At 72.6% G+C, this 23,452-nt stretch carries 18 protein-coding genes and 1 tRNA gene; 13 read left to right on the top strand and 6 right to left on the bottom strand.

Annotated features, from left to right (window positions below):
- Window positions 1-154 precede the first annotated feature (154 nt).
- The 8 genes from ACN27D_RS20460 (at window position 155) to ACN27D_RS20495 (ending at window position 7,379) form a co-directional block, all read left to right on the top strand.
- Entirely contained in the window at window positions 155-841 is a 687-nt protein-coding gene (locus ACN27D_RS20460) for a dienelactone hydrolase family protein (RefSeq protein WP_120571597.1), read from the top strand.
- A 19-nt stretch (window positions 842-860) separates the two neighbouring features.
- Complete coding sequence (locus tag ACN27D_RS20465; RefSeq protein WP_252449832.1) at window positions 861-1,574, top strand: uracil-DNA glycosylase; 714 nt, start codon at window positions 861-863, stop codon at window positions 1,572-1,574.
- A gap of 20 nt (window positions 1,575-1,594) precedes the next feature.
- Window positions 1,595-2,326, top strand: coding sequence for a DUF4129 domain-containing protein (locus ACN27D_RS20470; protein ID WP_421499731.1), 732 nt, complete (start codon window positions 1,595-1,597; stop codon window positions 2,324-2,326).
- Complete coding sequence (locus ACN27D_RS20475; protein WP_121684827.1) at window positions 2,323-2,907, top strand: hypothetical protein; 585 nt, start codon at window positions 2,323-2,325, stop codon at window positions 2,905-2,907. The genes ACN27D_RS20470 and ACN27D_RS20475 overlap by 4 nt, the downstream gene beginning before the upstream one ends.
- Window positions 2,907-3,905, top strand: coding sequence for an AAA family ATPase (locus tag ACN27D_RS20480; protein WP_121684826.1), 999 nt, complete (start codon window positions 2,907-2,909; stop codon window positions 3,903-3,905). Before ACN27D_RS20475 ends, ACN27D_RS20480 begins: the two co-directional genes overlap by 1 nt.
- A complete protein-coding gene (locus ACN27D_RS20485; protein WP_421499732.1) occupies window positions 3,905-5,266 on the top strand; it encodes a DUF58 domain-containing protein in 1,362 nt (453 codons plus the stop codon). Before ACN27D_RS20480 ends, ACN27D_RS20485 begins: the two co-directional genes overlap by 1 nt.
- A gap of 114 nt (window positions 5,267-5,380) precedes the next feature.
- Window positions 5,381-5,944 carry a hypothetical protein gene (locus tag ACN27D_RS20490; RefSeq protein WP_350814640.1) on the top strand — a complete coding sequence of 188 codons (564 nt, stop codon included), beginning with the start codon at window positions 5,381-5,383 and terminating at the stop codon, window positions 5,942-5,944.
- Between the two features lie 103 nt (window positions 5,945-6,047).
- Window positions 6,048-7,379 (top strand): NAD(P)/FAD-dependent oxidoreductase, encoded by a 1,332-nt coding sequence (locus tag ACN27D_RS20495; RefSeq protein WP_047891391.1) that lies wholly within the window; start codon window positions 6,048-6,050, stop codon window positions 7,377-7,379.
- A 58-nt stretch (window positions 7,380-7,437) separates the two neighbouring features.
- Here ACN27D_RS20495 and ACN27D_RS20500 read toward each other — a convergent pair whose 3' ends face one another.
- Window positions 7,438-9,267 (bottom strand): hypothetical protein, encoded by a 1,830-nt coding sequence (locus tag ACN27D_RS20500; RefSeq protein WP_421499733.1) that lies wholly within the window; start codon window positions 9,265-9,267, stop codon window positions 7,438-7,440.
- A gap of 90 nt (window positions 9,268-9,357) precedes the next feature.
- Between ACN27D_RS20500 and ACN27D_RS20505 the strand changes: the two genes are divergently transcribed.
- Both ACN27D_RS20505 and ACN27D_RS20510 read left to right on the top strand, forming a co-directional pair.
- Window positions 9,358-9,441: transfer RNA gene (locus ACN27D_RS20505), tRNA-Leu, on the top strand.
- A gap of 177 nt (window positions 9,442-9,618) precedes the next feature.
- On the top strand, window positions 9,619-12,456 hold the full coding sequence (locus tag ACN27D_RS20510) for a CHAT domain-containing protein (protein WP_421499734.1): 2,838 nt from the start codon (window positions 9,619-9,621) through the stop codon (window positions 12,454-12,456).
- On the opposite strand, the gene ACN27D_RS20515 is transcribed toward ACN27D_RS20510, so the two are convergent.
- Window positions 12,437-12,994, bottom strand: a complete 558-nt coding sequence (locus ACN27D_RS20515) for a nucleotide-binding protein (RefSeq protein ID WP_421499735.1) — start codon at window positions 12,992-12,994, stop codon at window positions 12,437-12,439. The two genes, ACN27D_RS20510 and ACN27D_RS20515, sit on opposite strands and share 20 nt — an antisense overlap.
- Before the next feature lie 114 nt (window positions 12,995-13,108).
- Here ACN27D_RS20515 and ACN27D_RS20520 point away from each other — a divergent pair, with 114 nt between their 5' ends.
- Both ACN27D_RS20520 and ACN27D_RS20525 read left to right on the top strand, forming a co-directional pair.
- Window positions 13,109-13,450 carry a CATRA system-associated protein gene (locus tag ACN27D_RS20520; protein WP_421499736.1) on the top strand — a complete coding sequence of 114 codons (342 nt, stop codon included), beginning with the start codon at window positions 13,109-13,111 and terminating at the stop codon, window positions 13,448-13,450.
- Window positions 13,428-15,617, top strand: a complete 2,190-nt coding sequence (locus tag ACN27D_RS20525) for a CATRA conflict system CASPASE/TPR repeat-associated protein (RefSeq protein WP_421499737.1) — start codon at window positions 13,428-13,430, stop codon at window positions 15,615-15,617. Before ACN27D_RS20520 ends, ACN27D_RS20525 begins: the two co-directional genes overlap by 23 nt.
- A gap of 32 nt (window positions 15,618-15,649) precedes the next feature.
- Here ACN27D_RS20525 and ACN27D_RS20530 read toward each other — a convergent pair whose 3' ends face one another.
- The 3 genes from ACN27D_RS20530 to ACN27D_RS20540 form a co-directional block, all read right to left on the bottom strand.
- On the bottom strand, window positions 15,650-16,414 hold the full coding sequence (locus tag ACN27D_RS20530) for a hypothetical protein (protein WP_421499738.1): 765 nt from the start codon (window positions 16,412-16,414) through the stop codon (window positions 15,650-15,652).
- 5 nt (window positions 16,415-16,419) lie between these two features.
- On the bottom strand, window positions 16,420-19,062 hold the full coding sequence (locus tag ACN27D_RS20535; protein WP_421499739.1) for a CHAT domain-containing protein: 2,643 nt from the start codon (window positions 19,060-19,062) through the stop codon (window positions 16,420-16,422).
- 67 nt (window positions 19,063-19,129) lie between these two features.
- Window positions 19,130-19,987 carry a macro domain-containing protein gene (locus tag ACN27D_RS20540; protein WP_421499740.1) on the bottom strand — a complete coding sequence of 286 codons (858 nt, stop codon included), beginning with the start codon at window positions 19,985-19,987 and terminating at the stop codon, window positions 19,130-19,132.
- A 3-nt stretch (window positions 19,988-19,990) separates the two neighbouring features.
- Here ACN27D_RS20540 and ACN27D_RS20545 point away from each other — a divergent pair, with 3 nt between their 5' ends.
- Window positions 19,991-20,803 (top strand): hypothetical protein, encoded by an 813-nt coding sequence (locus ACN27D_RS20545; RefSeq protein WP_421499741.1) that lies wholly within the window; start codon window positions 19,991-19,993, stop codon window positions 20,801-20,803.
- Here the strand turns inward: ACN27D_RS20545 and ACN27D_RS20550 are convergent, their stop codons facing one another.
- A complete protein-coding gene (locus ACN27D_RS20550) occupies window positions 20,804-23,395 on the bottom strand; it encodes a M48 family metalloprotease (protein WP_421499742.1) in 2,592 nt (863 codons plus the stop codon). It lies immediately after the preceding gene.
- Window positions 23,396-23,452 lie beyond the last annotated feature (57 nt).

Here is a 23,452-nt window from a genome sequence, read left to right on the forward strand (position 1 = left end):
ACCCGGCGTGTGTGCCTGTCCGGCGGTTCAACAGGAGGTGAATGCCACTGTTGTTCCGTCTTCCCCGGGCCGGTGACCGCGTGGCACGCTACCGGCACGTAGCAGCCAACTGGGCGACCAGCCAATGATGACTGACCGCTAGGAGGACGGGCCCATGGGCGAGATGGTGAGCTTCACCGGCAACGGGGGGACGAGCGAGGGGTATCTCGCGATACCCTCCGGCGGTGCGGCCAGCCCGGCGGTCATCGTCATCCAGGACTGGTGGGGACTGGTGCCCCACGTCCGGGCCGTGGTCGACCGCTTCGCCGAGGCCGGCTTCGTCGCCCTCGCGCCGGACTTCCGGCACGGCGGGCCGGCCGTGAAGCCGACCGAGCCGCGGCTGATGCTGAACAGCTCCCAGATGGACGAGGCGGCGAGCGACATCGCAGCCGCCGCCGAATACCTGGCGAGCCGGTCGGAGGTCGCCGGCAAGGTGGGCTGTGCCGGGTTCTGCGCGGGCGCCAGCCTGGCCCTGTGGTCCGGCACGTTCTCCGAGCGCATCGTGGCCACCGCCGGGTTCTACCCGCGTCTGCCCTGGGAGGGCATGGCCACCGACTGGGCCGACTACGCCGGGAAGGCCGCGCTCATCCACTGCTCCGAAGCCGACGGCCTGTCCGCCGCCGACGGGGTGCAGAGCGTACGCCGGTCCATCGAGTCCGCCGGTGGCACCTGCCAGACGTTCGACTACCCGGGCACCGCGCACGCGTTCTTCAACGAGGACCGGCCCGAGCACTTCGACCAGCGGGCCGCCGCGACCGCCTGGGCCCGCACGCTGGAACTGTTCCGGGCGAAGCTTGGCTGAGTCGCGTACCCCGCAGGACGTGGTCGCCCGCGCCGCGCGGGCGGCCGACCTGGCCGACCTCGACGGCGCGGTCAGCGACTGTTTCGCCTGCCCGCGCCTGGTGGCGTGGCGGGAGGAGGTCGCCCGGGTCAAGCGGGCGGCGTTCCGCGACCAGGACTACTGGGGACGGCCGGTGCCCGGCCTCGGTCCGCAGGACGCGCGCATCGCGATCCTCGGCCTCGCGCCGGCGGCGCACGGCGGTAACCGCACCGGCCGGATCTTCACCGGGGACCGGTCCGGTGACGTCCTGTTCGCCGCGCTGCACCGCGCCGGGCTGGCGAACCAGCCGACGAGCGTCGCCGCGGACGACGGCCTGACGCTGCGCGACACCCGCATCTTCGCGGCCGTGCGATGCGCGCCGCCGGACAACAAACCCACCCCGGCCGAGCGCGACACCTGCGCGCCGTGGCTGCACCGCGAGGTCGAGTTGATCCGGCCCACGCTGCGCGTCGTGGTCGCGCTGGGCGCGTTCGCGTGGGCCGCGTGGTGGCCGGTGCTACGCCAGGTGTACGGGCAGCGACCGCCCACGCCGCGGCCGGTGTTCGGCCATGGGGCACACTGGTCCGGCGAGTCGGTGCCGGCGTTGCTGGGCTGCTACCACGTCAGCCAGCAGAACACGTTCACCGGACGGCTCACACCGGCGATGCTGGACGACGTGTTCACCCGGGCGAAGCACCTGGCCGGGGTGGACTGAGGAGCACCTGGGGCGGTGGGATGGATTTCGGCGTACTGCGCAGGTGGTGGCCGGTCGCCGCGGTGACGATGCTGCTCGCGCTCGCCGCGTTCGCCGCCGGTCACTCCGCCATCGGGGCCAGCCGGATCCCGCCCGCCGCCGACACCATCCCGTACGTGCCGGAGTACCCGTCGCCCGAGGCGGTGCCGTCGTACCCGGTGGAACCCCGCGACGTGGGTGAGTCCACGTCGGGCGGTGTGCCCGACTGGCTGGCCACCGCCGCCGTGGCGTTGCTGTTCGCGGTGGTGCTGGGCGCCATCGGGTACGTCCTGTGGAACGTGGTCCGGGGCGCGCTGCGGCGCACGACCCGGGCGGTGCCGGTGCGGCGCACCAGGCGTACCGCCGAGGGGACCGCCCGCGAGGTGGTGGCCGCGCTCGACGCCGGGCTCGTCGAACTGGACGACCGCTCCACCGACCCGCGGACCGCCGTGATCGCCTGCTGGGTACGCCTGGAGGAGGCCGCCGAGGACGCGGGCGTGCCCCGGCACACCGGCGACACCCCGACCGACCTGGTCGCCCGGTTGCTGCGGGGCGACCCGGAGGCCGGCATCCCGGCGATCGCCAGCGCCGACGTGCTCGACGGTTTCGCGCACGTCTACCGGGAGGCCCGGTACGCCACGCACCCGGTCGACGAGCGCACCCGGGACCAGGCCCGCGCCGCGTTGCGGCGGCTGCGCGGCGAGCTGACCAGCCTGGCGGGGGAGGCGTCGTGAGCACCAGCATCGACGACCTGCTCTCGTTCGGCGAGGAGCCGGCCGGGGAGGCCGAGCGTCCGTCCGGTGGCGGCCGGGCCCGCGCGCTGCTGCGGACCGCCGCGGTCACCGCCGCCGTCGTCGTGGTGGTGTTGGTCGGGCTCCGCGCGGTCGGCCTGAAGGTGCCGATCTGGATCATCGTGGCCGGGGTTCTCGCCGTGCTCGCCGTACGCCGGGTCACCACCGCGCTGTCGCCCCCGCCGCCGCCCCGCGCCGGTGCCCGGGCGCCCGCCGGTGAGGAACCCGGCACCTGGAACTGGTCCGCCCGGGACGCGCTGCGCACCGCGATCAACGGCTGGGAACGCCCGCTGGACTGGTCCGCCGACAACCGGGAGCGGTTCACCGAACGCATCCTGCCGCGCCTCGGCGAACTGGCCGACGAACGGCTGCGTCAGCGGCACGGCGTCACCCGTGAGTCCGACCCGGCCCGTGCCCGAGCCCTGCTGGGCGAGCCACTGTGGACGTTCCTCGACACCCCCGTCCGCCGCCCTCCGTCGCCGCGCGACCTCGCGGCGATCGTCGCCGAACTGGAGAAGATCTGATGAACGACGTGGACCGGAGCATGCCCCCCGCCGAGGTGGGCCGGCTCGCCCGGACCGTCCTGGACGCGGTCGGCACCGTCGTGGTCGGCAAGCGGGACGCGCTGGAGCTGGTGCTGGCCGGCATCCTCGCCGGTGGTCACGTGCTGCTGGAGGATCTGCCCGGTCTCGGCAAGACGCTCACCGCGCGTTGCTTCGCGCAGGCGCTCGGGCTGGACTTCCGGCGGCTCCAGTTCACGCCGGACCTGCTGCCCGCCGACGTGACCGGCTCGTTCCTATACGACCAGAGCAGCGGCGACTTCGCCTTCCGGGCCGGGCCCGTGTTCACCAACCTGCTGCTCGCCGACGAGATCAACCGGACGCCGCCGAAGACGCAGTCGGCGCTGCTGGAGGCGATGCAGGAGAAGCAGGTCTCGGTGGAGGGCGTGACCTACCGGCTGGACGAGCCGTTCCACGTGCTCGCCACCGCCAACCCCATCGAGTACGAGGGCACGTACCCGCTGCCGGAGGCGCAGCTCGACCGGTTCCTGCTGCGGGTGTCGTTCGGCTACCCCACCCACGACGAGGAGTGGGACGTGCTGCGCCGCCGGATCGCCCGCCGCCGCGAGGAAGCGGAGATCAAGCCGGTGGTGGACGCCGCCACGCTGCGCGCCATGCAGGCCGCGCTGGAGGACGTGGTGGTCGAGGACTCGGTCGGCCGGTACATCGTGGCGCTCACCGCCGCCACCCGGGAGCACCCGTCGGTGCTGGTCGGCGCGTCCCCGCGCGGCTCGCTGGCGCTGCTGCTGCTGTCCCGGGTACGGGCGGTGCTCGCCAACCGCGACTACGTCGTTCCGGAGGACGTCAAGGCGGTGGCGGCGCCCGCGCTGGCGCACCGGATCACGCTGCGGCCGGAGATGTGGCTGCGCCGGGTCGACCCGTCGTTCGTGGTCGGCGAGGTGCTGGAGTCGACGCCCGCACCGGCCAGCGGCGCGCTGCCCAGCTACGCCGCCGGACGCTGATGGACCGGGCCGACGCGGCGAGCGGCTGGGCGCCCACCTGGGCGCTCGGCCGGGCCGTGCTGCTCACCGGCGTGCTGCTCGTCGCCGCCGTCCTGCTCGGCCGCATCGACCTGGTGGTGCTCGCCACACCGTTCGCGCTCGGGACCGCGTACGCGCTGCGCCGCCGTCCCGCCGCGCTGCCCGAGCTGGAACTCGGTGTCGGGGACACCCACCTGGTCGAGGGCGCGCCGCTGGCCGCCACCGTCGCGGTGGCCAACCCCGACCTGATCGGGTACGACCTGGCGGTGGTCCGCACCCGGATGTCGCGCTGGCTCCGGGTGGAGCAGGTCGGCTTCGGCGGCGCCGGGCTGGACGTGAGCCGCTCCGGCGGCGCGGACCGCCCGTTCGTCACCTCCGTACCCCGGGGCAGCGCTGTCGACCTGGAACTGACCGGCACCGCCCTGCGGTGGGGACGGCACCCGATCGGCCCGGCCGGGGTCCGGGTCGCCGCCGCCGACGGGCTGCTGGTCTCCCGCGCGGTGATCACCGAGCCGATCCGGGCCCGGGTCTATCCGCGTACCGAGCCGTTCGACGCGGTCGAGGCGATGCCCCGGGCCGCCGGGCTCGTCGGCGCGCACCGGTCGCGGCGGCCGGGCGAGGGCGGCGAGCTGGCCGGCGTACGCGTCTTCGCGCCCGGCGACCGGCTGCGCCGGATCGACTGGCGGGTGTCGCTGCGGGCCCGTCAACTGCACGTCGCGGCGACGCTCTCGGACCGGGACGCCGAGGTGGTTGTGCTGCTGGACGTGCTGGCCGAGGCGGGCCGCTCCGGTGGCGTGAACGGGACCGCGTCGGTGCTGGACACCACGGTCCGGGCCGCCGCCGCGATCGCCGAGCACTACCTGCACCGCGGCGACCGGGTGTCGATGCTGGAGTACGGGCCGGCCGCGCGCCGGCTGCGTCCGGCCACCGGGCGGCGGCAGTACCTCACCGTCCTGGAGTGGCTGCTCGACGTGCAGGCCGAGTCGTCCCCGCACGAGCCGTACGACCAGGTCTTCGGACCGCAGGTGCTCTCCTCCGACGCGCTCGTGGTGGTGCTCACCCCGCTGCTCGACGAGCGGTCCGCGCAGATGCTGGCCCGGCTGGCCCGTGGCGGGCGGTTCGTGGTGGCGGTGGACACGCTGCCGGCCGAGCTGCCGATGCCGAAGGAACGGGGCTGGGCCGAGGTCGCGTACCGGCTGTGGCGGCTGGACCGGGACACGATGATCGGCCAGCTCCGCGAGCACGGGGTACCGGTGGTGCGCTGGGCCGGCGCCGGCAGCCTCGACGAGGTGCTGCGCGACGTGGCCCGGCTGGCGACCGCCCCGAAGGCAGGGCTTCGGTGAGCGCGAGGAACGCAGCGAAGCGGAGTCCCGCAGTCGCGAACGAAGAGGCAGCCCGGTGAGCGCGAGGAACGCAGCGAAGCGGAGTCCCGCAGTCGCGAACGGAAGGCCAGCCCAGTGACGGACGCCCTGGTGGAGCGGGTGCGGGCGCTGCGGTACGCCGCCGCCCGGGTCAGCCCGCTGCCGCTGCTCGTACGCGGCGGCATCTTCCTCGTCGTGCTGGCGGGCTTCCTGCTCGCGTACCCGGTGCAGGCCCTGACCGCGCGCTCGCTGCTGGCCCTGACGGTGGCCGCGGTGCTGCCGGCGGTCGGGCCGCGCCGGATCTGGCCGACGTTCACCGCGTTGGTGACAGTCGGCGGCTGGCTGCTGGCCACGCTCGGCTTCGACCGGCCGCCGGCGCTGTGGCGGCTGCTCGCCGTGGCGACGCTGCTCTACCTGGCGCACTCGCTCTGCGCGCTCGCCGCGCTGCTGCCCTACGACGGGCTGATCGACCCGGACGTGGTGCTGCGGTGGCTGGGCCGCGCGGGTGCCGTGGTGCTCGCCAGCGCCGTGCTCGGCGTGGTGCTGGCGTGGCTCGGGGGAGTGGGCGGTACGGACGGCTCACAGGTCGCGACAGTCGTGGGACTGCTGGTGGCGGTGGGGCTGAGCGCGCTGCTGGGCTGGCTGCTCCGGCGCAGGTGACGCGGCGCTCCAGGGACGTTGCGCAGGTCACACGGGTTGTGCTCCGTCACAGAAGGGGGTCTCGCGCGGGATTACCCGAAGCACCCGGGGAAAGATAGATGACGTGAACCCGAAGCGGATCCTTGTCGTGGGTGCCGGTCACGTGGGCCTGTACGCCGCTCTGCGCCTGTCCAAGAAGCTGAGCAGGCGTGAGGCCGAGGTCATCGTCGTCGACCCGCAGCCGCACATGACGTACCAGCCGTTCCTCCCGGAGGCATCGGCGGGCAACATCTCCCCTCGGCACGCCGTGGTGCCGCTGCGGCGGGAGTTGCGTAAGTGCACCGTGGTGGCGGGGACCGTCACCCGGATCGACCACGACCGCATGACCGCCGTGGTGCAGCCGATCAGTGGCCCGGCCCGGGAGATCCGGTACGACCACGTGGTCGTCGCCCCCGGCTCGGTCTCCCGCACCCTGCCGATCCCCGGCCTGCACGAGAACGGCATCGGGTTCAAGACCATCGGCGAGGCCATCTTCCTGCGCAACCACGTGCTGGACCGGCTCGACGTGGCGGCCTCCACCACCGACCCGGCGGTCCGCAGCCGCGCGCTGACGTTCGTCTTCGTGGGCGGCGGCTACGCCGGCATCGAGGCGCTCGCCGAGATGGAGGACATGGCCCGTGACGCGCTGCGCTACTACCCGGAGCTGAAGCCGGAGGACATGCGCTGGGTGCTCGTCGAGGCGACCCAGCGGGTGCTGCCCGAGGTCGACCGGGACATGGGTGCCTACACGGTGCAGCAGCTGATGAAGCGGGACATGGACATCCGCCTGGACACCCGGCTGGAGTCCTGCGTCGACGGTGTGGTGAAGCTCTCCGACGGCGACAGCTTCCCGTCCGACACCATCGTCTGGACCGCCGGCGTGAAGCCGTCGCCGATGCTCGACGCGACGGACTTCCCGCGTGACGAGCGTCGCCGGGTCACCTGCCGGCCGACGCTGCAGATCGTGGACGGCGACCGGGTGGTCGAGGGCGCGTGGAGCGCCGGTGACTGCGCCGCCGTACCGGACCTGACCAAGGAGCCGGGCAACTTCTGCTCGCCGAGCGCCCAGCACGCGGTGCGGCAGGCGGCGCGGATGGCCGACAACATCGCGAACGTGATCCGCGGGCGCGAGCCGGTCGACTACAAGCACAAGCACGCCGGCAGCGTGGCCAGCCTCGGCCTGCACAAGGGCGTGGCGCAGGTCTACGGCATCAAGATGACCGGCTGGCCGGCCTGGTTCATGCACCGGACGTACCACATGTCGCGGATCCCCTCGTTCAACCGCAAGGTGCGCGTGGTGGTCGACTGGACGCTGGCGTTCTTCCTCAAGCGTGAGGTGGTCGCGCTGGGCCAGCTGCACGACCCGCGCGAGGAGTTCGCCGAGGCGTCCGCCCCGCCGGTCGCCGCCCGCGTCTGACGAAGCCGGACGAAAGGCCCTTCCCGTACGCGGGAGGGGCCTTTCGCCGTGACCGAGGTCAGAACCGCCAGGTCCAGGCGTCGGCGAGCCGTACCCCCGGCCGCCCGTAGAGCTGCTCCAGGGTCCGGCGCAGCATCTCCGCGTGCGGCGTGTCGTCGGTCACCGCGACGCACGACGCGTGCCAGAACTCGACGTCCCGGGCGGCCTGGCGGCGTTGCCGGTCACCGACCGCCGGCGCCACGCCGCGGCGGGCCACGTCGGCGAGCAGTGCCGAGGTGGGACGCTGCCAGGTGCCCATTGTGGCCGAGCCGTCCGGGCCGTACGGGCCGATGAAGAAGCCCTCCGGCATGGCGAAGGCGACACCGGTGGCGGTGGCCCAGCGCATCGGCCAGGGATCCTGCGGGGTGGCGGTGGGCACCGGCACCAGCACCCCGCCGGGGCGTACGCACTGCCGCCAGTGGCCGCCGGTGACGAACTCGGGCAGCGGCGGCCGGTCCATCGTGGGCAGCGGGGTGGGGAAGATGCTGAGCAGCGCCGCGCCGACCGCGAACGGGACGACCCGGCGGGCCCGGCCGGGTTCGCCGAGCGCCCGGTGCACGGCGAGCGTGAGCACGGTGCCGGCGAGCGGCAGTACCGCCAGCGCGAAACGGGTCGGCAGCGCGCCGTCCACCACCGGCAGCCCGGCCAGCAGCGCGTACGGGCCGGGGATCCCGGTCCGCTCACCACCGGCCACCACCTCCGGGCCGAGCGCGAGCGCGGCCATGGCCAGCGCGGCGGCCACGATCGCCACCACCGGGGCGCGCCGGCCCAGCCAGACCGCGCAGCCCACGGCGACCAGCAGCAGCGGCCAGCCCAGGAACGTGGTGAACTCGGCCGGGCCGGTGGTGAGCCGCACCGCCTCCGGGCTGCCGAAGACCGACAGCGCGGAGAGGCGGGTCCAGGCGATCAGGTCGGCGGAGAAGTAGGCGGGCGGGAACATCCCGTGGGCGACGCTCTGCGGACCGGCGAACTGCACCCACAGCGGGTACGCCAGCACCGGCAGCGCCAGCCCGGCGGCGGCGAGCAGCCCACGGGCGAAGCCGGAACCGGCCCGGCGGAGCAGGTCCCGGTCGGCCAGCCCGTACGCGACGGCGGTCACCGCCAGGGTGAGCGCGGCGAGGAACAGCACCTCCTCGCCGACGAAGACCTGCACGGTGACGACAGCGGCGAGCCCGGCCGCGGAGGTGGCCGTCCGGCGGCGGTCCGGGCCGTCCGGGCGACCGGCCGGGTCGGCGGCGCGCAGCAGCCGGACCACGAGCCACACCAGCACCGGGACCAGCCACTGCGCGGTCATGTGCAGGTGGCCGTTGCTCTGCGAGACCATGCCCGGCCCGAAGCCGCACAGCGCCGCACCGAGTGCGGCCGCGAGCCGGCGGGCCCGCAGGACGCGGGTGAACAGCAGGTACCAGGCGAGCGCCGTACCGGCCGTGTTCGCGGCGACGAGCAGGGCGAACGTCACAGGCGCCCCGAACGCCAGCGTGACCGGTCCGAGCAGCACGCCGAGCGCCACCACCGACGTGTTCGCCATCAGGTTGACCCCGTCCGGCGCGTTCAACCGGCCGGTGACCAGGCTCAGCTCGCCGCGCAGGGCGCGCGCGTCCAGCGCCAGGAACCACTCGTACAGCGTCTGGTCGGCCGGGTTGAGCGCGAGCACCCGCGTGCCCGGCGCCGGCCAGAGACCGTGGGTGAGCCAGCCGGCGAGGGCGACGAACGCCACCCCGACGAGCAGGTCCGCCCGGTGCCGCCGGACGGCGGCCGTCACCCGCCGCGTGACCGCCGCCGGGCGGGCCGCCCGGGCGTGGTCGGGCGCCCGGCTCGTGCGGACGGCGCTGGTCACGGCCTCGACCATAACGGCCGCATCCGTCGGGGTACGCCGCGTCGCGGCCGAGCCGCTACGGTGAGATCTGCACCGCCGCGTGTCGACGCGCCGGTGTCACCCGCCCGGGTGGTGGAACGGCAGACACGGCCGCCTTAAAAGCGGCTGCCGCAAGGCGTGCGGGTTCGACCCCCGCCCCGGGCACCACATCGCAAAACATGTCCTTTTTTCGCATTTCGGGCGGTTTGCTAACCAGGTCGCACGATCAGCGAAACCGTCCCCGACGATGGATGGCCCAGCCCACGTACTCGGTGGCATGAGCTCACCACGACCGGACGCGGAACGGGTGGGCCGTACAGACGGTGCCGTGCAGAGCCTCCGCCGATGCACGGTGATCTGGTGGCGCTTTTCACGCTCCGGCCCAGCACCTTGCGCGAGCAACAGCGATCCCGCCGCCTGTTCCTCGCCGGGCTCACCACGATCGCCCTGCTCTGCGGGCTCGGCGTGTGGTGTGCGGGACAAGTCAACTACGTCGGGCACCCGTACGCGTTCTGGCTCCGGCTCATTCCGGCCGTCACCACCGTGCTGGGTGCTCTGGCCTACATGACGTTGCTGGCCAGCGATTACCGCACCGAGCGGATCAGCGCATGGGCGATCGCGGCGAACGCGGCGATCGGCGGCGCTCCGGTGATCTACCCGATCCTGCGGGAGTCGGCCGGGTTGTCCGCCCGCTCGGCGACGCTGGCCACCGGCCTGGAGGCCTTGCTCGTCCTGGTCTGGTTACGACGGTCGGTGCGTCACCATGCGCAGGAGCAGCTGCGCCGTCCGAATCGGCCTGCCCTCGGTGCCGACCTCGACGCGTTCATCCTGCAGTCGGAGCACCAGGGCAATCTGATCAACCAGGCGCGCGGCCTGATACGGCGGTCGATGAGCCTCAGCCGGCCGGATGATCTCGCTCAGGCCACCGATCTGCTGGTGCGGGCCGCCGAGGAGCTGCCCGCCGACGAGGCGCTGACACTGGCCGGCGCGGCCTTCGACCTGGTCGACGCCATGGACACCAAGCACAGCCGCAGCGGCGACCTCACCGGATACGGCGAGGCGATGCAGGTGCTGTGGACCGCGGTGAGCCGCTTGCCCGCCGAACGGGAGACGCAGGCGATGGTCGCCTACTGCAATGCCCGGTACCTGCTGGCCCAGGCGTCGAGGGCCGACGAGGTGGCCCGGAAGGCGTTGCGGTCCGACGCGATCCGGCAGCTGCGGTACGCCCGCCACCTGTCCGGGAGCGCGCCGATCGCCGACCTGTCCGCGATGCGAGGAACCCTGGCCGAGGTGGCCTATTCCGAAGGCGAGATGAGCGCGGAGGAGGCCGTCGAGCTGTGCCGGGAGGGGCAGCGCCTGGCCGGGTGGTCGCGGCGGCGGCGAGCTCCGTCCGATCTGTCGCTGGCGCAGGTGCTTATGGCCCGTGGCGAGCCGCCCGACGTGCTCCTGGCGATCCGACTGTTCCGCCGGGTCACGCGCCTGCCCCCGGGCGGCAGTCGGATCGAGGCGTGGGCCGGGCTGGCCGACGCGGAGGCGTACGCGAACGCGCTCGGTCTCCGGCCGCGCAGCGACGACCGGCTCGCCGCGCGGTGGGAGCGCGCCTACCTGGAGAGCCGGTCCGGGAGCCCGGCGGACGTCATCTGGGTCGGCAGCAACTGGGTGGACTGGGCGCAGGAAACCGGCAACCCTCGGCTGTGCGCGCGGGCGTACCGGGCTCTGATGGAAGCCGTGCCACTTGCCGCCGGGCCGCTCTACCAGCGTGGAACGAAGGACTTTCTGCTCGCCCAGGTGCAGGCCCGCACCGAGGAGGCGGGGTGGTGGATGATCCGCGACGGCGATCCGGTCGGCGCCGTGATCGCGCTGGAGAACGGTCGCGCCGTGGCCATGCGGGAGATCACAGGTCGCGCCGATCCGGCGGTGGAAAGTCTCCTTCTCGAGGCCGGCCACACTGACCTCGCCGCCCGGCACCGGGCCGCCGCTCACGCGCTCGACCTGGCCGAACGTGATCTGCTACCGGGTGACCGGTTCACCTCCGCCCTGCAACGGGCCGCGGCGGAGTTCGGCCGGGTGGGCCGCGAGATCGACGGGCTCGGACTCAACGCCGGCGACGACCTCGAGCAGGTGCGGCGGGCCACTGTGGAAGGCCCGCTGGTCTACCTGGCGGCCGCGAGCTCGGGCGGCTATGCCCTTGTCGTTCGGGGTTCGGGGAACCCGAAGCTGGTCGAGATGCCGGAGCTGACCAGGGAGGCCGTGGCGGAGCAGGTCGCGAGCCTGGAGAACGAGGAGGACGGCAGACGCGTCGAGCGAGTCGCGGCCTGGCTCTGGCACGCCGGGATGGCCGATCTCGACAGGGCCCTCGGCGACGGTGATCTGGTCACTGTCGTGGCGGTCGGCCTGCTGGGACTGCTGCCGGTGCACATCGCGACGATACGCGACCCCTCGGGCGCGTACCGCTGGTGTGGCCTGGCCGACCGTAACGACTTCCGCTACGCACCCAGCGCGCGCATCCTGCGTACCTCTCAGGCGCGTACCGCAGCTCTGCGCGCCGCACCGCCGTCGATCGTTGCCGTCGCGGCGCCAGAGGGCGACGGCGAGGCGAGCCTGAAGCACGCCGCAGCGGAGGTGAGCACGGTCGCCGATGTCTGGGGGCGCCGCACCGACGCGGTCACCGTCCTCCCGCACGCCACGCGCGATGTCGTCCTCGATGAGCTTCCCCGCCACACCGTGTGGCACCTCGCCTGCCACGGGCACGCCGCGCCGGACGAGGTGCTGCTCAGCCGGGTGCAGCTCGCCGACGGCGAGTTGACCCTGCGCGACCTGCTGCGTCTGCCGGTCGGTGTACGGCGGCTGGCGGTGCTGTCCTCCTGCGAGAGCCACCGGATCGGCCACGAGCTGCCGGACGAGGTGGTCGGCCTGCCCGGTGGCATGCTCCAGCTCGGCCTGGCCGGTGTGGTGGCCGCGCACTGGGAGGTCAACGACCGGGCGACCGCCCTGCTCATGGCCCGGTTCCACGAACTGCTCGCCGAGCACGAGCCGGCCCGAGCGCTCAACCTGGCCCAACGTTGGCTGCGCACGGCCACCACGGCCGAGATGCGGGAGCGTCACCCGGACCTGGTGGGCGACCGGTCGACGCGGTTCGCGCACCCGTACTTCTGGGGTGCCTTCACGCTGACCGGGGCGTGAAACTCCGACGGTAGGCGTCGAGCCGGGAAAACGGTTCGGTGTCGAGCCAGTCCGTGCCGTCGCGGTTGACCGCGCAGCCCGCGCCCTCGAGACGACCGGCGATCTTCTGCAGGCTCGGCGTGCTGCCGTCGAAGCGGATCACGTTACGGCCGGTGGTGTCCGAGGCGGGTCGCAGCGTGCCGATCTCGATGATCACCGTACGTCTCGGCTGGACGGCCAGCGCCATGCCCATCTCGATGAGCACGTTCTGGCGGGGCTGGCCGGTGAGCCCGGTCTCGTACGCCGGCTCGTGCTCGCTACGCAGATCGTGGTGCAGCAGAGCGCCGTCGTCGGGAGTGCAGAGCACCACCGCCGCCTGGTTCTCCTCGAACGCCCTGGCCAACACCTCACCCATGTACGGCACACCTGTCCCGGTGCGGCGCACGATCTCCTCCCAGTCGAGCGGGTGCAGGTCGAGGGCCTGCAGGAACCGCCACAGCGCCCGGCGGGCCTGCTCGTCGCGACCGTGGATGACGAAGACTTCACGAGGGTTCGGCACGTGACCGATGGTAGACACGGCGAACGCGGATCGAGGTCGGCCGAAACGTCAGCCGGAACGGTTCATGGATTCGGCCGACGACACGGCAGGCGGACCGTAGCTACCGTCGGATCCATGAATCTCGAGGACAGCTGGGATGACGAGACCGCCCAGGATGCCGTCGACGTGTTGCAGGACCTGGTGCTCTGGGAGATGACCGCCCAGCGCTGGGAGCACATTGCCGAGATTCTTCGCCGGATCGAGAGGGCGTGGGACACCGGCGAGGCTATTGAGCTGCGCGACGCGATCACCGACCTGGAGATCAACGGGCCGGTCCGGATCATGCGAATCGGCAGCAAGACGGTGACCGGAATTCCGAAGCCCGTCCTCGATCAGCGCAACACGCTCGTCCACAAGCTCACGTCGGAGACGCGGAACACGCCGGAGGACGAACGTGGCCGCCAGCAACCTCGTTGAGCCGGAGTTCGTCGCTCATCTCTTCGTCCCGCTGAGCGGTCCGGACGCCTCAGTCGCGTTGGCCGGTGTCCGTACGCTGTGGGAGAACTGCCGCAACCAGCTCGGTATGACGCAACCGATCGTGGAGGCCGGCCTCGCTGCCGAGCTGCCGGAAGAACCTGCGAACCGCCCCGACGGCGCCCTGGCCGGCCTGCAGGATCCGGCCGTGCGTTACCAGGCGATCGTCCGTCGCGAGCACGACGTCCTCAACTTCTCCTTCGCCATCGCGGCGCCCGACGCGGTGCCGCAGGCACGCTTCCGGCTCGCCGCCTCGGTGCCGCCCGGCTGGCACGAGTTCACGCGCTGGTGGGACAACCTCGGCGCCGGTGCCGCCGCGCTCGGCGCCGCGATCGTCTACCTGGCCAAGACCCCGGACGTCACGGCGGTCGACCTGCGGGCCGAGGTGCCCCGCCGGGAGGACGACGCGGATGCCTGGTGGGAGGACGGCTACTCGCTCAGCACGTTCGCGGCGTGGGAGGTGACAGCCGCGGGCGTCTACGGCTCCCGGCGGTTGGTACTGCTCGCCGGCCTCGACCAGGACGTCGAGCTGAGCCGGTTCGCGTGGAGCGACGGCGGCACCGCGCTTCCGCCGCTTGCCCGCTACCTGATGCACGCCGCCAAGCTGCGCTACCTGGCCCGGGTCCTGGGCGACGGTCAGCAGCTGGCCCGGTTGCGGGAGCGGACCGACGGCCACCGTGACCACGTCACGCGGTTGCTGCGTGACATCGAGCGCCGGCGCGAGTTGGCGCGGCGGTCCGTCGAGGTCTCCGCCGACGAGGCTGAGGTCGCCGGCGCGCTGCGGGAGCTACGCCAGATGCGGCAGAGCGCCCAGGTCGCCCGCACCAACATGGCTCGGGCACTGACCGAGCCGCTGCCCGGCGACGCCGAACTCGCCGAATGGCTCATCGACCAGCTCGCAGTCGAGTCCGAACTGATGGACGCGACCCGGGAGCAGGCCGAGCGGTTCCGGCTGATCCTCGGCACCCCGATCCCGCCTGAGCCCGAGAAGCCGAAACCAGCGGAACCCGAGCCGACGGCGACCGAGTCCCGGGTCGAGCACCGCGTCGCCTTCGGCATCGACGTGGTCAGCTACAGCTCCCGCTCGGTACCCGTGCAGAAGGCGGTACAGGACCGTCTCGCCGGCATGGTCGAGCGGGTGCTGACCGGCGTCGGCCTGGCGGTCCACCAGACCGACCGGCAGAACAGCGGAGACGGCATGATGGTCGTGCTGCCGGCGTCGGTGCCGTCGCACATCGCCCTCCCGAAGCTGCTGGGCGGCTGGCTGGCGGTGCTGGCCGACGACAACGCCGCGCACCCGGAGGACCGCATACGAGTGCGGCTGTCGATCGGGTCGGGGCTGTTCACGGCCGCCGCGACCGGGTTCGCCGGCCTGGCCATCATCGAGATCGGCCGGGTGCTGGACAGCCAGGAGCTGCGCCGGGCCGTGGCCGAACACCCGGACGTCGACGTCGTCGCGGGGATCGGGGACCGCCTCTACCAGGACGTGGTCGCGAGCGGCTACCCCGATCTCGAGCCCGACGACTTCCAGCCGCTCCACGTCACAGTGAAGTCCTACCGCGGCCGGGTGTGGCTGTGGACCGGCGGCCTGTCCCGACCACCGGCGTCGGAGAGTAAGAGACCGGCATCGCCATCTGCCTCCCGCGATGTCTTCGTCATCCACGGCCCCGGTCATCGGCCCCGCAACGACGTGTTCGAGCTGCTCCGCGCGATCGAACTGCATCCGCTGGACTGGGAGGAACTGGTGGCGCGGACCGGCGAGCCGGCACCCTATCGGGACGACGTCCTTGCCGCGGGCTTCGCTGCCGGGCCCGGCGTGCTCGTCGTGCTGACCGCGGAGGATATGAGCGGGGGCGCCTCCGACGCGCTGACCCGGGCCGGCCGTGCGCTGGCTCTCCGACCCGATCGAACTGTCATCGCGATGATCGGCCCGCTCGCGTCCATCGACGACTTCGACGGACGCGAGGTGGTGCGGCTCGGCGCCGACACGGAGGAGGAGCGCAGGCTCTTCCAGCACCGGATCGCGCAGCGCCTGCGAATCGTGGGTTGCCCGGTCGACACGAGCGGCACCGGGTGGCTCGACCCGGAGCGCTTCGCCGGCCTGCTCTGACCGCGCTTCCCCGTACGTCGGGAGCCGGCGGTCTACCGGAGCAGGAAGCCGGCCAGGGCACCGAACGCGACGGCGAGCACCATGAGCAGTTCGATCACCCGTAGCTCGGGCGGGCGGCGGGGGATGGGCCCGGCGTCCAGTAGGCGGAAGAGCTCGCGTATCGTCGCCGCCCGGCGATGGGCCCACGGCGGCGCCAGCATGCCTGTCAGTTCATCGCGCGGCCCTGTGCGCATGGCGGCGGCGACCCGGGCGACCTGCCTGCGGTTGTACACCGCTACCGCGGCGCGGAATGCGACGACGAGGACGGCCGCGACGGCGGCGGGCCAGAGCAGCGAGATGGTGCTGACCTCGAGAGTGGCGCCGAGAGTGGTCCCGAGCACCGATCCGAGTAGCACGGCGGCCGCACGGTTGAGGATCCGCACGGCTGGCGGCACGGCTCGCTGTGCCGGGCCCGCCGCTCGCAACTCCGCCATCCGCGCGGCGAGCCGGTCGGCTGGCACGGCGATCAGCCGAGGCACCGGAGCCCCGGTCCTCACCCACGAGTCGTGCAGCCACTGGTCGGTGGCGAACTCCTGGGCCATCCGGTCGGCGCCGCCGGCGACCGCGGAGTGGGCCCAGTACTGCTCCAGCCGCAGCGACAGATACTCCACGTTGCAGGTGCGGTAGAGCAGGATCAGCAGCAACGGTCCGACCATGACCGCGAACTCGTCGACTGCGACGTAGAGCAACGCCGACCCCGCTGCCGCCAGGACGACGAACTGGAGCAGGGCAATGCGCCACTCGGTCGGACGATCCACCGTGATCATTCGACTGCCCTCCCGGTGCCCAGGTCGATCAGGGCCAGTGCCGCCCACTCCCGCGGATGCGGGTGGGTGTGGCGCAGTTCGAGGGCGACTCCGCGAACCGCCTGAGCGGCCGTCTCGCCCACCGCCAGCCGCCGGTAGAGCCGGCGCATGTACCGGGCAGAGATCGGGTCGCTGATCGGCCACCGGCTCACCAGCACCGCCCGCGCACCAGCGGTGAACAGCGCATATGCCAACCCGACCGTTCCCTCGCCGGCCCGGGACTCACCCTTGGCGGTGTCGCACGCGGAACAGACCACCAGATCGGCGCAAAGATCGAAACCTGCGATCTCGTACGCGTGCAGGAACTCCTCACCGGCGAGCGGGAACCCGGAGTACAGCGGCTGCCTGTCTTTGATCACGCCGTGCATGGCGAAGTGCACATAGCGGGCCCGCGCCGCCCGGGAGCGGACCGTGGCGACGGTGAGGTCGGTGCCGACCACCGGTGGCTCGCCGCCGAGGATGTCCGCCACCCGACGCACCTCGCGCAGCGAAGCCGGCAGCGGTCCCTGGCCCGGCGTCTCGGGCATGGCGAAGCCGGCGAACGGCTGCTCCGGACGGCGGCTGCGACGTTCGGCCCCGAAGCGGGTGAGGATGGTCGCGGACGGGACCGACCATACCGTCGACCGCTCGAGCAGGGCGACACCGTCCAGTTCCAGCGCCTCGAACGGCAGGCCGGCCAGCACGTCGTCGGCGCACACCGCCAGGTCGCCGAGCCGGTCGGCGATAGGGCCCAGCAGCCAGGATCCCAGCCGGCGGAGGGCGTCCGCCGGCGCGGTTCCCGCCCGGTCGTGACAGGCGGTGCCGACTTCCGCGACGGCCGCGGCGATGTCGGCGACGTCGGCCTCCAGCTTAGTGAAGGCGAAGCTGTCCCGGCGTATGGCGAAGAGGAACACGCCGTCGTCGGTCACCTCGTAGATCGCGACGGTGGTGGTCTCGTCGAGGCCGTGCTGCACCTCGGTGAGCGTGGACGGCTTCGGGTAGTCACGGTCGGCGCTGCGCGGGTCGAGAGCGCGCAGGCGTAACCGGAGCGATTCGGCCCGCTCCTCCAGCCGGTCTCGTTCATCGATGAGCGGATCGTCCGGGACCGCCTCGATCCGCCGGTAGAGGGCGCCGAGCCGGCGTCGCGTCTCGCCCAGTTCGGCGTCGAGCGCGGCGGCCGCACCGCCCGGCGGGGCGGCAGCGACTGTCTGAGCGAGCGACTCGGCGAGTGCGCGAGCGCGGAAGCTCTCCGCCGCGTGGAAGGCGACAACCGTGTCGTCGGCGGTGCCGCGACGCCAGGCGGCCTCGATCCGGCCGTGGTACGCCGACCGGGCGGTGCCGAACAGCAGGCCCAGCCCCGGTTCGTCGGCGGAGCCGGGGCGCATCGTCTCGGCCACCTCGATCGCGCGGTCGAAACATTGCGCGGCTTCGTCGACGGCACCATGGTCGAGCAGGAACTCCCCGAGCATGGTGTGCACCCAGCGCAACTCGGGCAGGACCGGGGAGATTCGTTCGCAGACGTCCCGGGCCGTCTCCAGCATCGCGCGCGCGACGTCCGGCCGGTCGAGCATCTTGTAGGCGGCGGCAATGGCCAGGCGCAGCGCGGTGAGCTGGCGCCCGGCACCAGGCGCCGCGGCCAGGGCGCGTTCGCCCAGCGCCAGCGCGGCGGCCGGATCGCCGGCGTCGAGCAGTTGCCAGGCCCGGGCCCCACGCATCGTGGCCAGCTCGGCGCCCTGTGGGGCGATCCGCTCCGCCAGGGTGATCGCCTCGTCGAGGGTACGCGCCGCCTCGTCGGTGTCGCCGGTGCCTACCAGCGAGTGGGCCAGGTTGCTGAGGGCGATGGCCAGCGGCAACGATCCGGGTTGTCGTTTCCGGCGGATCTCGACGGCGCGCTCGTGCCATCGCTGCGCCATCTCCGCGTTCTGCAACTCCGCGTATGCCTGCGCCAGGTTCCCGGCGAGGTGCGCCGCGTCGATCGAGCCGGGCGTCGCCGCCTCGAACTGCTCGGTCAACTTCACCAGTGCCTCGGCGAACTTGCCGCGCGTCATGAGGTGGAACGACCGCTCCTCGGCCAGGCGCTGGATTGTGCCCGGCTTCAGCCCGGCGAGGTCGGCGGCGTGCTCGATCGCCTGTCCGGCCTCATCCAGGTAACCGGCCGCCTGGTAGCTCAGCGCGAGATTGGCGAGGCCGACCGCGACGTCCTCCGGGCCCCGGCCGATCAGGCGGTCGATCTCCACCGCCCGGCGCAGGGCGCGTTCCGACTCGACGAGCATGCCGAGCCGCTCGTAGACGACGCCGAGGTTGTTGAGCACGATCGCGACGTCGGCGGACTCGTGGTACGAGATCTCGGCGTAGCGCCGCTCCGCCTCCTCGAACGAGTGCCGGGCCAGGTCGGGGCGGCCGCGCTCCAAGTCGATCTGACCGAGCACGGTCCGCCCGTCGGCGGCCGCCCGCGCCCAATTCAGCTGGGTGAGCGGCGACTGCCACCAGGCGCCGATCCGGTCGATGAGGGCGAGGGCGCGGACGTAGTCCGCACCCGCGCTCGCGTAGTCCTCGGCTCGGCGGTGCCGGTCACCCGCCGCGATGTGGTGGCGGATCCGCGTCGCCTTGCCGAGGGCCATACCGTCAGCATGCGGCCGGCGCGATGGACTCGGAACGGCCGTTCGACCGACCGGTTCCGGCTGCCGCTCAGAGCGAGTCCAGGAAAGCCTGCAGTTCCGCCCGGTTGAGCGCGGCGAACTCGGCCGGCCGGACGACGATTCGCAGGCGCGTCGTCAGCAGCCGGTCGCGGGCGGCGGCTACGAACGAGAGCAGCATCAGCCGCAGCAGTGCCTCCCGATCGAGGGCGTCCACCCGGGCCAGGGTGGCGCCGACGATGGGCATGGCCACGGGTTGCCGCTGGCCCCGGTCGTGCACCGCTGTCCACAGTCGGGTGAGGCTGTGCCACAGCATGTCCGCCGACGACTGTGCCACGAGGTTGGAACCCATGGCGCTGTACGCGACGCAGAAGTAGAGCCGCCGGGGCTCGCCCAGCACAGCCACGGTTCCCACCGGGTAGCGACGCGCCTTGCCGAGCGGCTTCTGCTCCGCCGCGATCGTGGCCTCGAGCGGCACCCCGGCCAGCGCGCGGATGAGGTCGGCGTCCAGCCGCGCCCGGTCACCGGCGTAGACCCGACGCAGGAACTGGCCCTGCACGCTGTCGGCCCGCACGATCCGATCGTCGGTGACGTCGGTGTCGAACACGTCGGTGAAGCCCACCACCAGGTGCGCGTCGTCCTGGGCGAACAGATCGCCGGCCACCACCTCGATCCGGCAGCGGGGGTGTCGCAGGTCGCGCACCACGGCGCGGGCCGGCCGGGTGCGGACCAGGCCGTAGATCGCCGAAGCGGCCGCGACGACCAGGGCTACCGCCCCGGCGTGCCCAGCGAACAGGGGCCGGTCCCACACCGCCTGGTAGGACTGCAGGAGCAGGGCGCCGACCCCGAACGCCGCGAACGCGTGGGTCGCCCATCGGCGAAGTCCCCGTGCCGTCGTTACCCACCGCATGCCGTGATCGTGACCGGTGCCGTCCAGCGCGGCAAGGCCGATCGTTGGACGCACGTCCGATGCAGTCCGGCTAGTGCGTTGTCACGCTTGGTCAAGCTTCAGGCATTGGAGGACACTTTGCGGTTAAAGATCAACATTGTTTCGTTGTTCCTGATATCTGCCATGGCTGCCGCGGCCTGCTCGGTCGATCCCCCGCCGACGCCGGTGCCCGCGGAGCCCTCCACGACGGGTCCGGCGCCCGCCACGTACCCACCACGGAAGCTGCCCGCCAAGGCCGCCGTGGAGAAGGCCCTGCTGACGCCGTCGGAGATCGGCGACGGATACACGGCCAACCCGGGCATGGCCGAGAAGAATCCGGCCGCCGGGATGAACACCAGCCTGACCGGCTGTGCCGAGGCCGCCGAAGACGCAGACGCGGTGAGCGCCCACCAGGTCTACCAGGGCGGCGCGACCGGCCCGTTCGCGGTCGAGACGATCACCGCCACCCAGGTGGACGAGGCGATCGCGCTGATGCGTCAGCTCCGCAAGGTGAGGCGGAACTGCCATCAGTTCGACGGCCAGATGGCCGGTGGTATGAAGCTCGAGATCACGATCGACGACTTGAGCATCACCCGGATGGGGGAGGAGACGGTCGCCTACCGATTGACCGCAACCGTTCCGGGTGTCGGAGCCGCGTTCTACGCGCACCTGGTCACTGCCCGCTCCGGCGGCCTCGTGGTGCTGATAACCGTGATGCAGATGTCCTCGCCGGAGGTCGCCGGCACTGAAGAGATCCTGCGTGCCGCGTTGGCGAAGGCGAAAACGACACTGGACTGATCAGGCGAGGGCGGCGCAGTAGCGGATCGCGGCCGTCACCCCGCGTTGGGCGCGCAGCAACTGGCCCCGCCGCAGCGCCTCCACCGAGCTCTCGCCCATCATCCGCAGTGCCGGGTCGGCCGCGGTCCGGGCGCCGGCGGCGGCACGAGCCAGCAGGATGTCGAAGCCGCTGCTCGTGGCGGTGGTGCTCCACCGCACCTCCCCGACGGGTCGTAGGAGGTGGCCGCATGCCTGGTCCAGCGGCGCGTCGATCGGCCAGGGCTCGGCGAGCACCTGCTCGACCTGCCCGATCTCGATCGAGTCGGGCACGACGGCCGTCTCCGGCACCCGCCATTCCCTGCCACCCATGACCGCTGTCGCCGTGCCGAGCAGCAGGATCGGCGTGACGAGGACGGCCGTCACCCGGCCCGGCCGGCCGGGCGGGCGGCGCGGCACCGGGGCGGGTCGGACCGTGCGCACCATACTGCCCACGACGGTCGCCGGTAGCCCCGCCAGCAGCAACAGGCCGAACAGCAACACGACCATCAGTCCGAGGGCGGCGTTCTCCGGACGGTCAGTGGCGGGTCCGCCGGCCATCGTCAGCCCCGTCAGCATCTCGAAGAAGCCCTTGGCGTCGGGCGTCGCCAGGCTGACGTGCAGCAGCATCAGGAGGACAAGGGCGGCCGAGGCGGGCAACACCGCGGCGCCGGCGGCGGTCACGGCCCGCTCCAGGCGTTGCCGACCACCCACGATCGCGCCCAGGAGAAGCAGGCCGGCACAGGTCACCGCCACGGCGGGCCACGCCAGCAGCGCGGCGATCCCGAGATGTTCCGACGGCGTCGGAGTGAGATCGTCCATCCGTTTCTCCAGCATCGACCGGAGCGCCGGGCGGAGCGGGATCATCACGATCGCGTACGCGGCGGGGATGCACACCGCGGTGAGAAGCGCCGCGCCCAGGGGTGTGCGCAGCCCGCGCAGCGCGACGTCCGATCTTGCCTCCTGCCACAGCCGGAATCGGCCTCCGGCCATCCCGCGCCTGCCCCGCCAGGTGACGAGCGGATACCAGCAGGCCCACGGCAGGGAGATCATCAGCAGCGGGTTGAACAGTGCCGCGACCAGCACGACGGCCAAGCCGACCCAGGTCACGCCGGTGCCGAGCAGCAGCCCGCCGATCTGGAACCAGGCGGCCAGCCAGACGCCGAGCACCAGCGCCGACTGCGTCACGCCGAAGCGGTAGGCGGACCGGGGACGGCCGGCCACCGGCAGGTGACTGGCCGCGCAGAAGACGGTCCAGCGCAGGTAGACGTAGGCCAGGCCCAGCAGCAGCACTCCGATCGTCACCGCGATCAGCGGCTCGGCCTCGGCCACCCGCCAGAACGACCCGGTCTGCGGCAGGTCCGGAGTCAGCAGCAGCCCGCCCATCAGGGCCGCGGTGAATGACAGCGCGGACGGGAACGTTCGGACCGTCCGCCCCGGGGCGGCGGCGGCCCATAGGGCGGCACGCCACGCCGCTCCGGCCAGCACGGCGGCGACGAAGGATCCGAACGTCAGGCCGCAGATCCAGCCCGGCAGGTAGGTGTGGTCCGGTAACAGCAGCGCCGCCAGGTACTCGGCGGGCGGGTAACCCAGGCCGACCAGCGCGCCCACTGCCGCGGCGACCCCTGGTTCCAGCGTGAACAGGCGGTCGGTGTCACGGATGACGGCGAGGCGCGAGCGGACGTACGGGTGGAACGCGAACCATCCAGCCGGCCGCGTCCCCTCGTGCGGGCCCGGCGACGCGGTGAGCGTCCGGATCAGACCGTCGCTGTCGTCCGTGCTCGCGTCGGCGTAGAGTTCACGGGCCCGCAGCACCGACGCGTTCAGCAGCCAGAACAGCACGAGCAGGACGGCCAGGCGCCAGGACAGACCCCACAGCGCCTCGGGCGCCTGCCACGCCACGTACGCCAGGGGAAGGACGACCACGGCGCCCAGGAATCCCCACCGAACCGCGATGGTCAGATAGGTCAGATCGATGTCGCGGTTGCGCAGGTGGGCGATCTCGTGCCGCAGGACGGCGGCCAGGGCCGGATCGTCCGGACGTGCCGCGGCCACGGCCAGCCGGCTGATGTTGAGCACGATCGCGTAGCGGCCGATCCGGCCGAAGGCGCGGTCCATGCCCCGGCCCGAGGCAGGCGCCACGTAGAGGTCGACGCCCTTGCGCTCGGACGCGACGAGTTCCTCGATCCGCCTGACCGTGGGGCCGAGGACGGGGTCGTCCGCGTACCGTCGCAGCGGCACGAGACCACGCCGGGTGTAGCGCGGCATTGCGAAGTAGATGGCGACGGTGACGACGGCGAAGACGGCGATCATCAACGCGACGAGACGGGCTTCGCGGACACTGGCCCACACCTCGCACTCCGCGTACCAGTCGATCAGCTGATCGGGGCGGACCGTGCCGCTCATCCCGCGGGCGGTGCCGACGCACCGCGCCGGTGCCGCGCTCACCGTCTCCAGCCGGGCCACGAGCCAGCCGTACACCTGCACGGACGCCGCCACCGCGGTCGCCATGAGCAGCAGGAATCGCCCGGTAGTGGCGGGCGGCAGAGCGAACGGATTGAGCCGAGGGCCGGTCATGCGCTCAAGGTATGCCGAGGCCAGCGGCGACCGTACCGGAACGGGTCGTCCCTTCGG

This window comes from Micromonospora sp. WMMD1274 (genome assembly GCF_049179035.1).
Lineage (GTDB): Bacteria > Actinomycetota > Actinomycetes > Mycobacteriales > Micromonosporaceae > Micromonospora > Micromonospora tulbaghiae.

Bases quoted from the DNA above. Each gene is read 5' to 3' on its own strand.
- ACN27D_RS20460 (WP_120571597.1), top strand. From the start codon at position 155: ATGGGCGAGATGGTGAGCTTCACCGGCAACGGGGGGACGAGCGAGGGG.
- ACN27D_RS20470 (WP_421499731.1), top strand. From the start codon at position 1,595: ATGGATTTCGGCGTACTGCGCAGGTGGTGGCCGGTCGCCGCGGTGACG.
- ACN27D_RS20480 (WP_121684826.1), top strand. From the start codon at position 2,907: ATGAACGACGTGGACCGGAGCATGCCCCCCGCCGAGGTGGGCCGGCTC.
- ACN27D_RS20485 (WP_421499732.1), top strand. From the start codon at position 3,905: ATGGACCGGGCCGACGCGGCGAGCGGCTGGGCGCCCACCTGGGCGCTC.
- ACN27D_RS20500 (WP_421499733.1), bottom strand. From the start codon at position 9,267: ATGGTCGAGGCCGTGACCAGCGCCGTCCGCACGAGCCGGGCGCCCGAC.
- ACN27D_RS20510 (WP_421499734.1), top strand. From the start codon at position 9,619: ATGCACGGTGATCTGGTGGCGCTTTTCACGCTCCGGCCCAGCACCTTG.
- ACN27D_RS20520 (WP_421499736.1), top strand. From the start codon at position 13,109: ATGAATCTCGAGGACAGCTGGGATGACGAGACCGCCCAGGATGCCGTC.
- ACN27D_RS20535 (WP_421499739.1), bottom strand. From the start codon at position 19,062: ATGGCCCTCGGCAAGGCGACGCGGATCCGCCACCACATCGCGGCGGGT.
- ACN27D_RS20540 (WP_421499740.1), bottom strand. From the start codon at position 19,987: ATGCGGTGGGTAACGACGGCACGGGGACTTCGCCGATGGGCGACCCAC.
- ACN27D_RS20550 (WP_421499742.1), bottom strand. From the start codon at position 23,395: ATGACCGGCCCTCGGCTCAATCCGTTCGCTCTGCCGCCCGCCACTACC.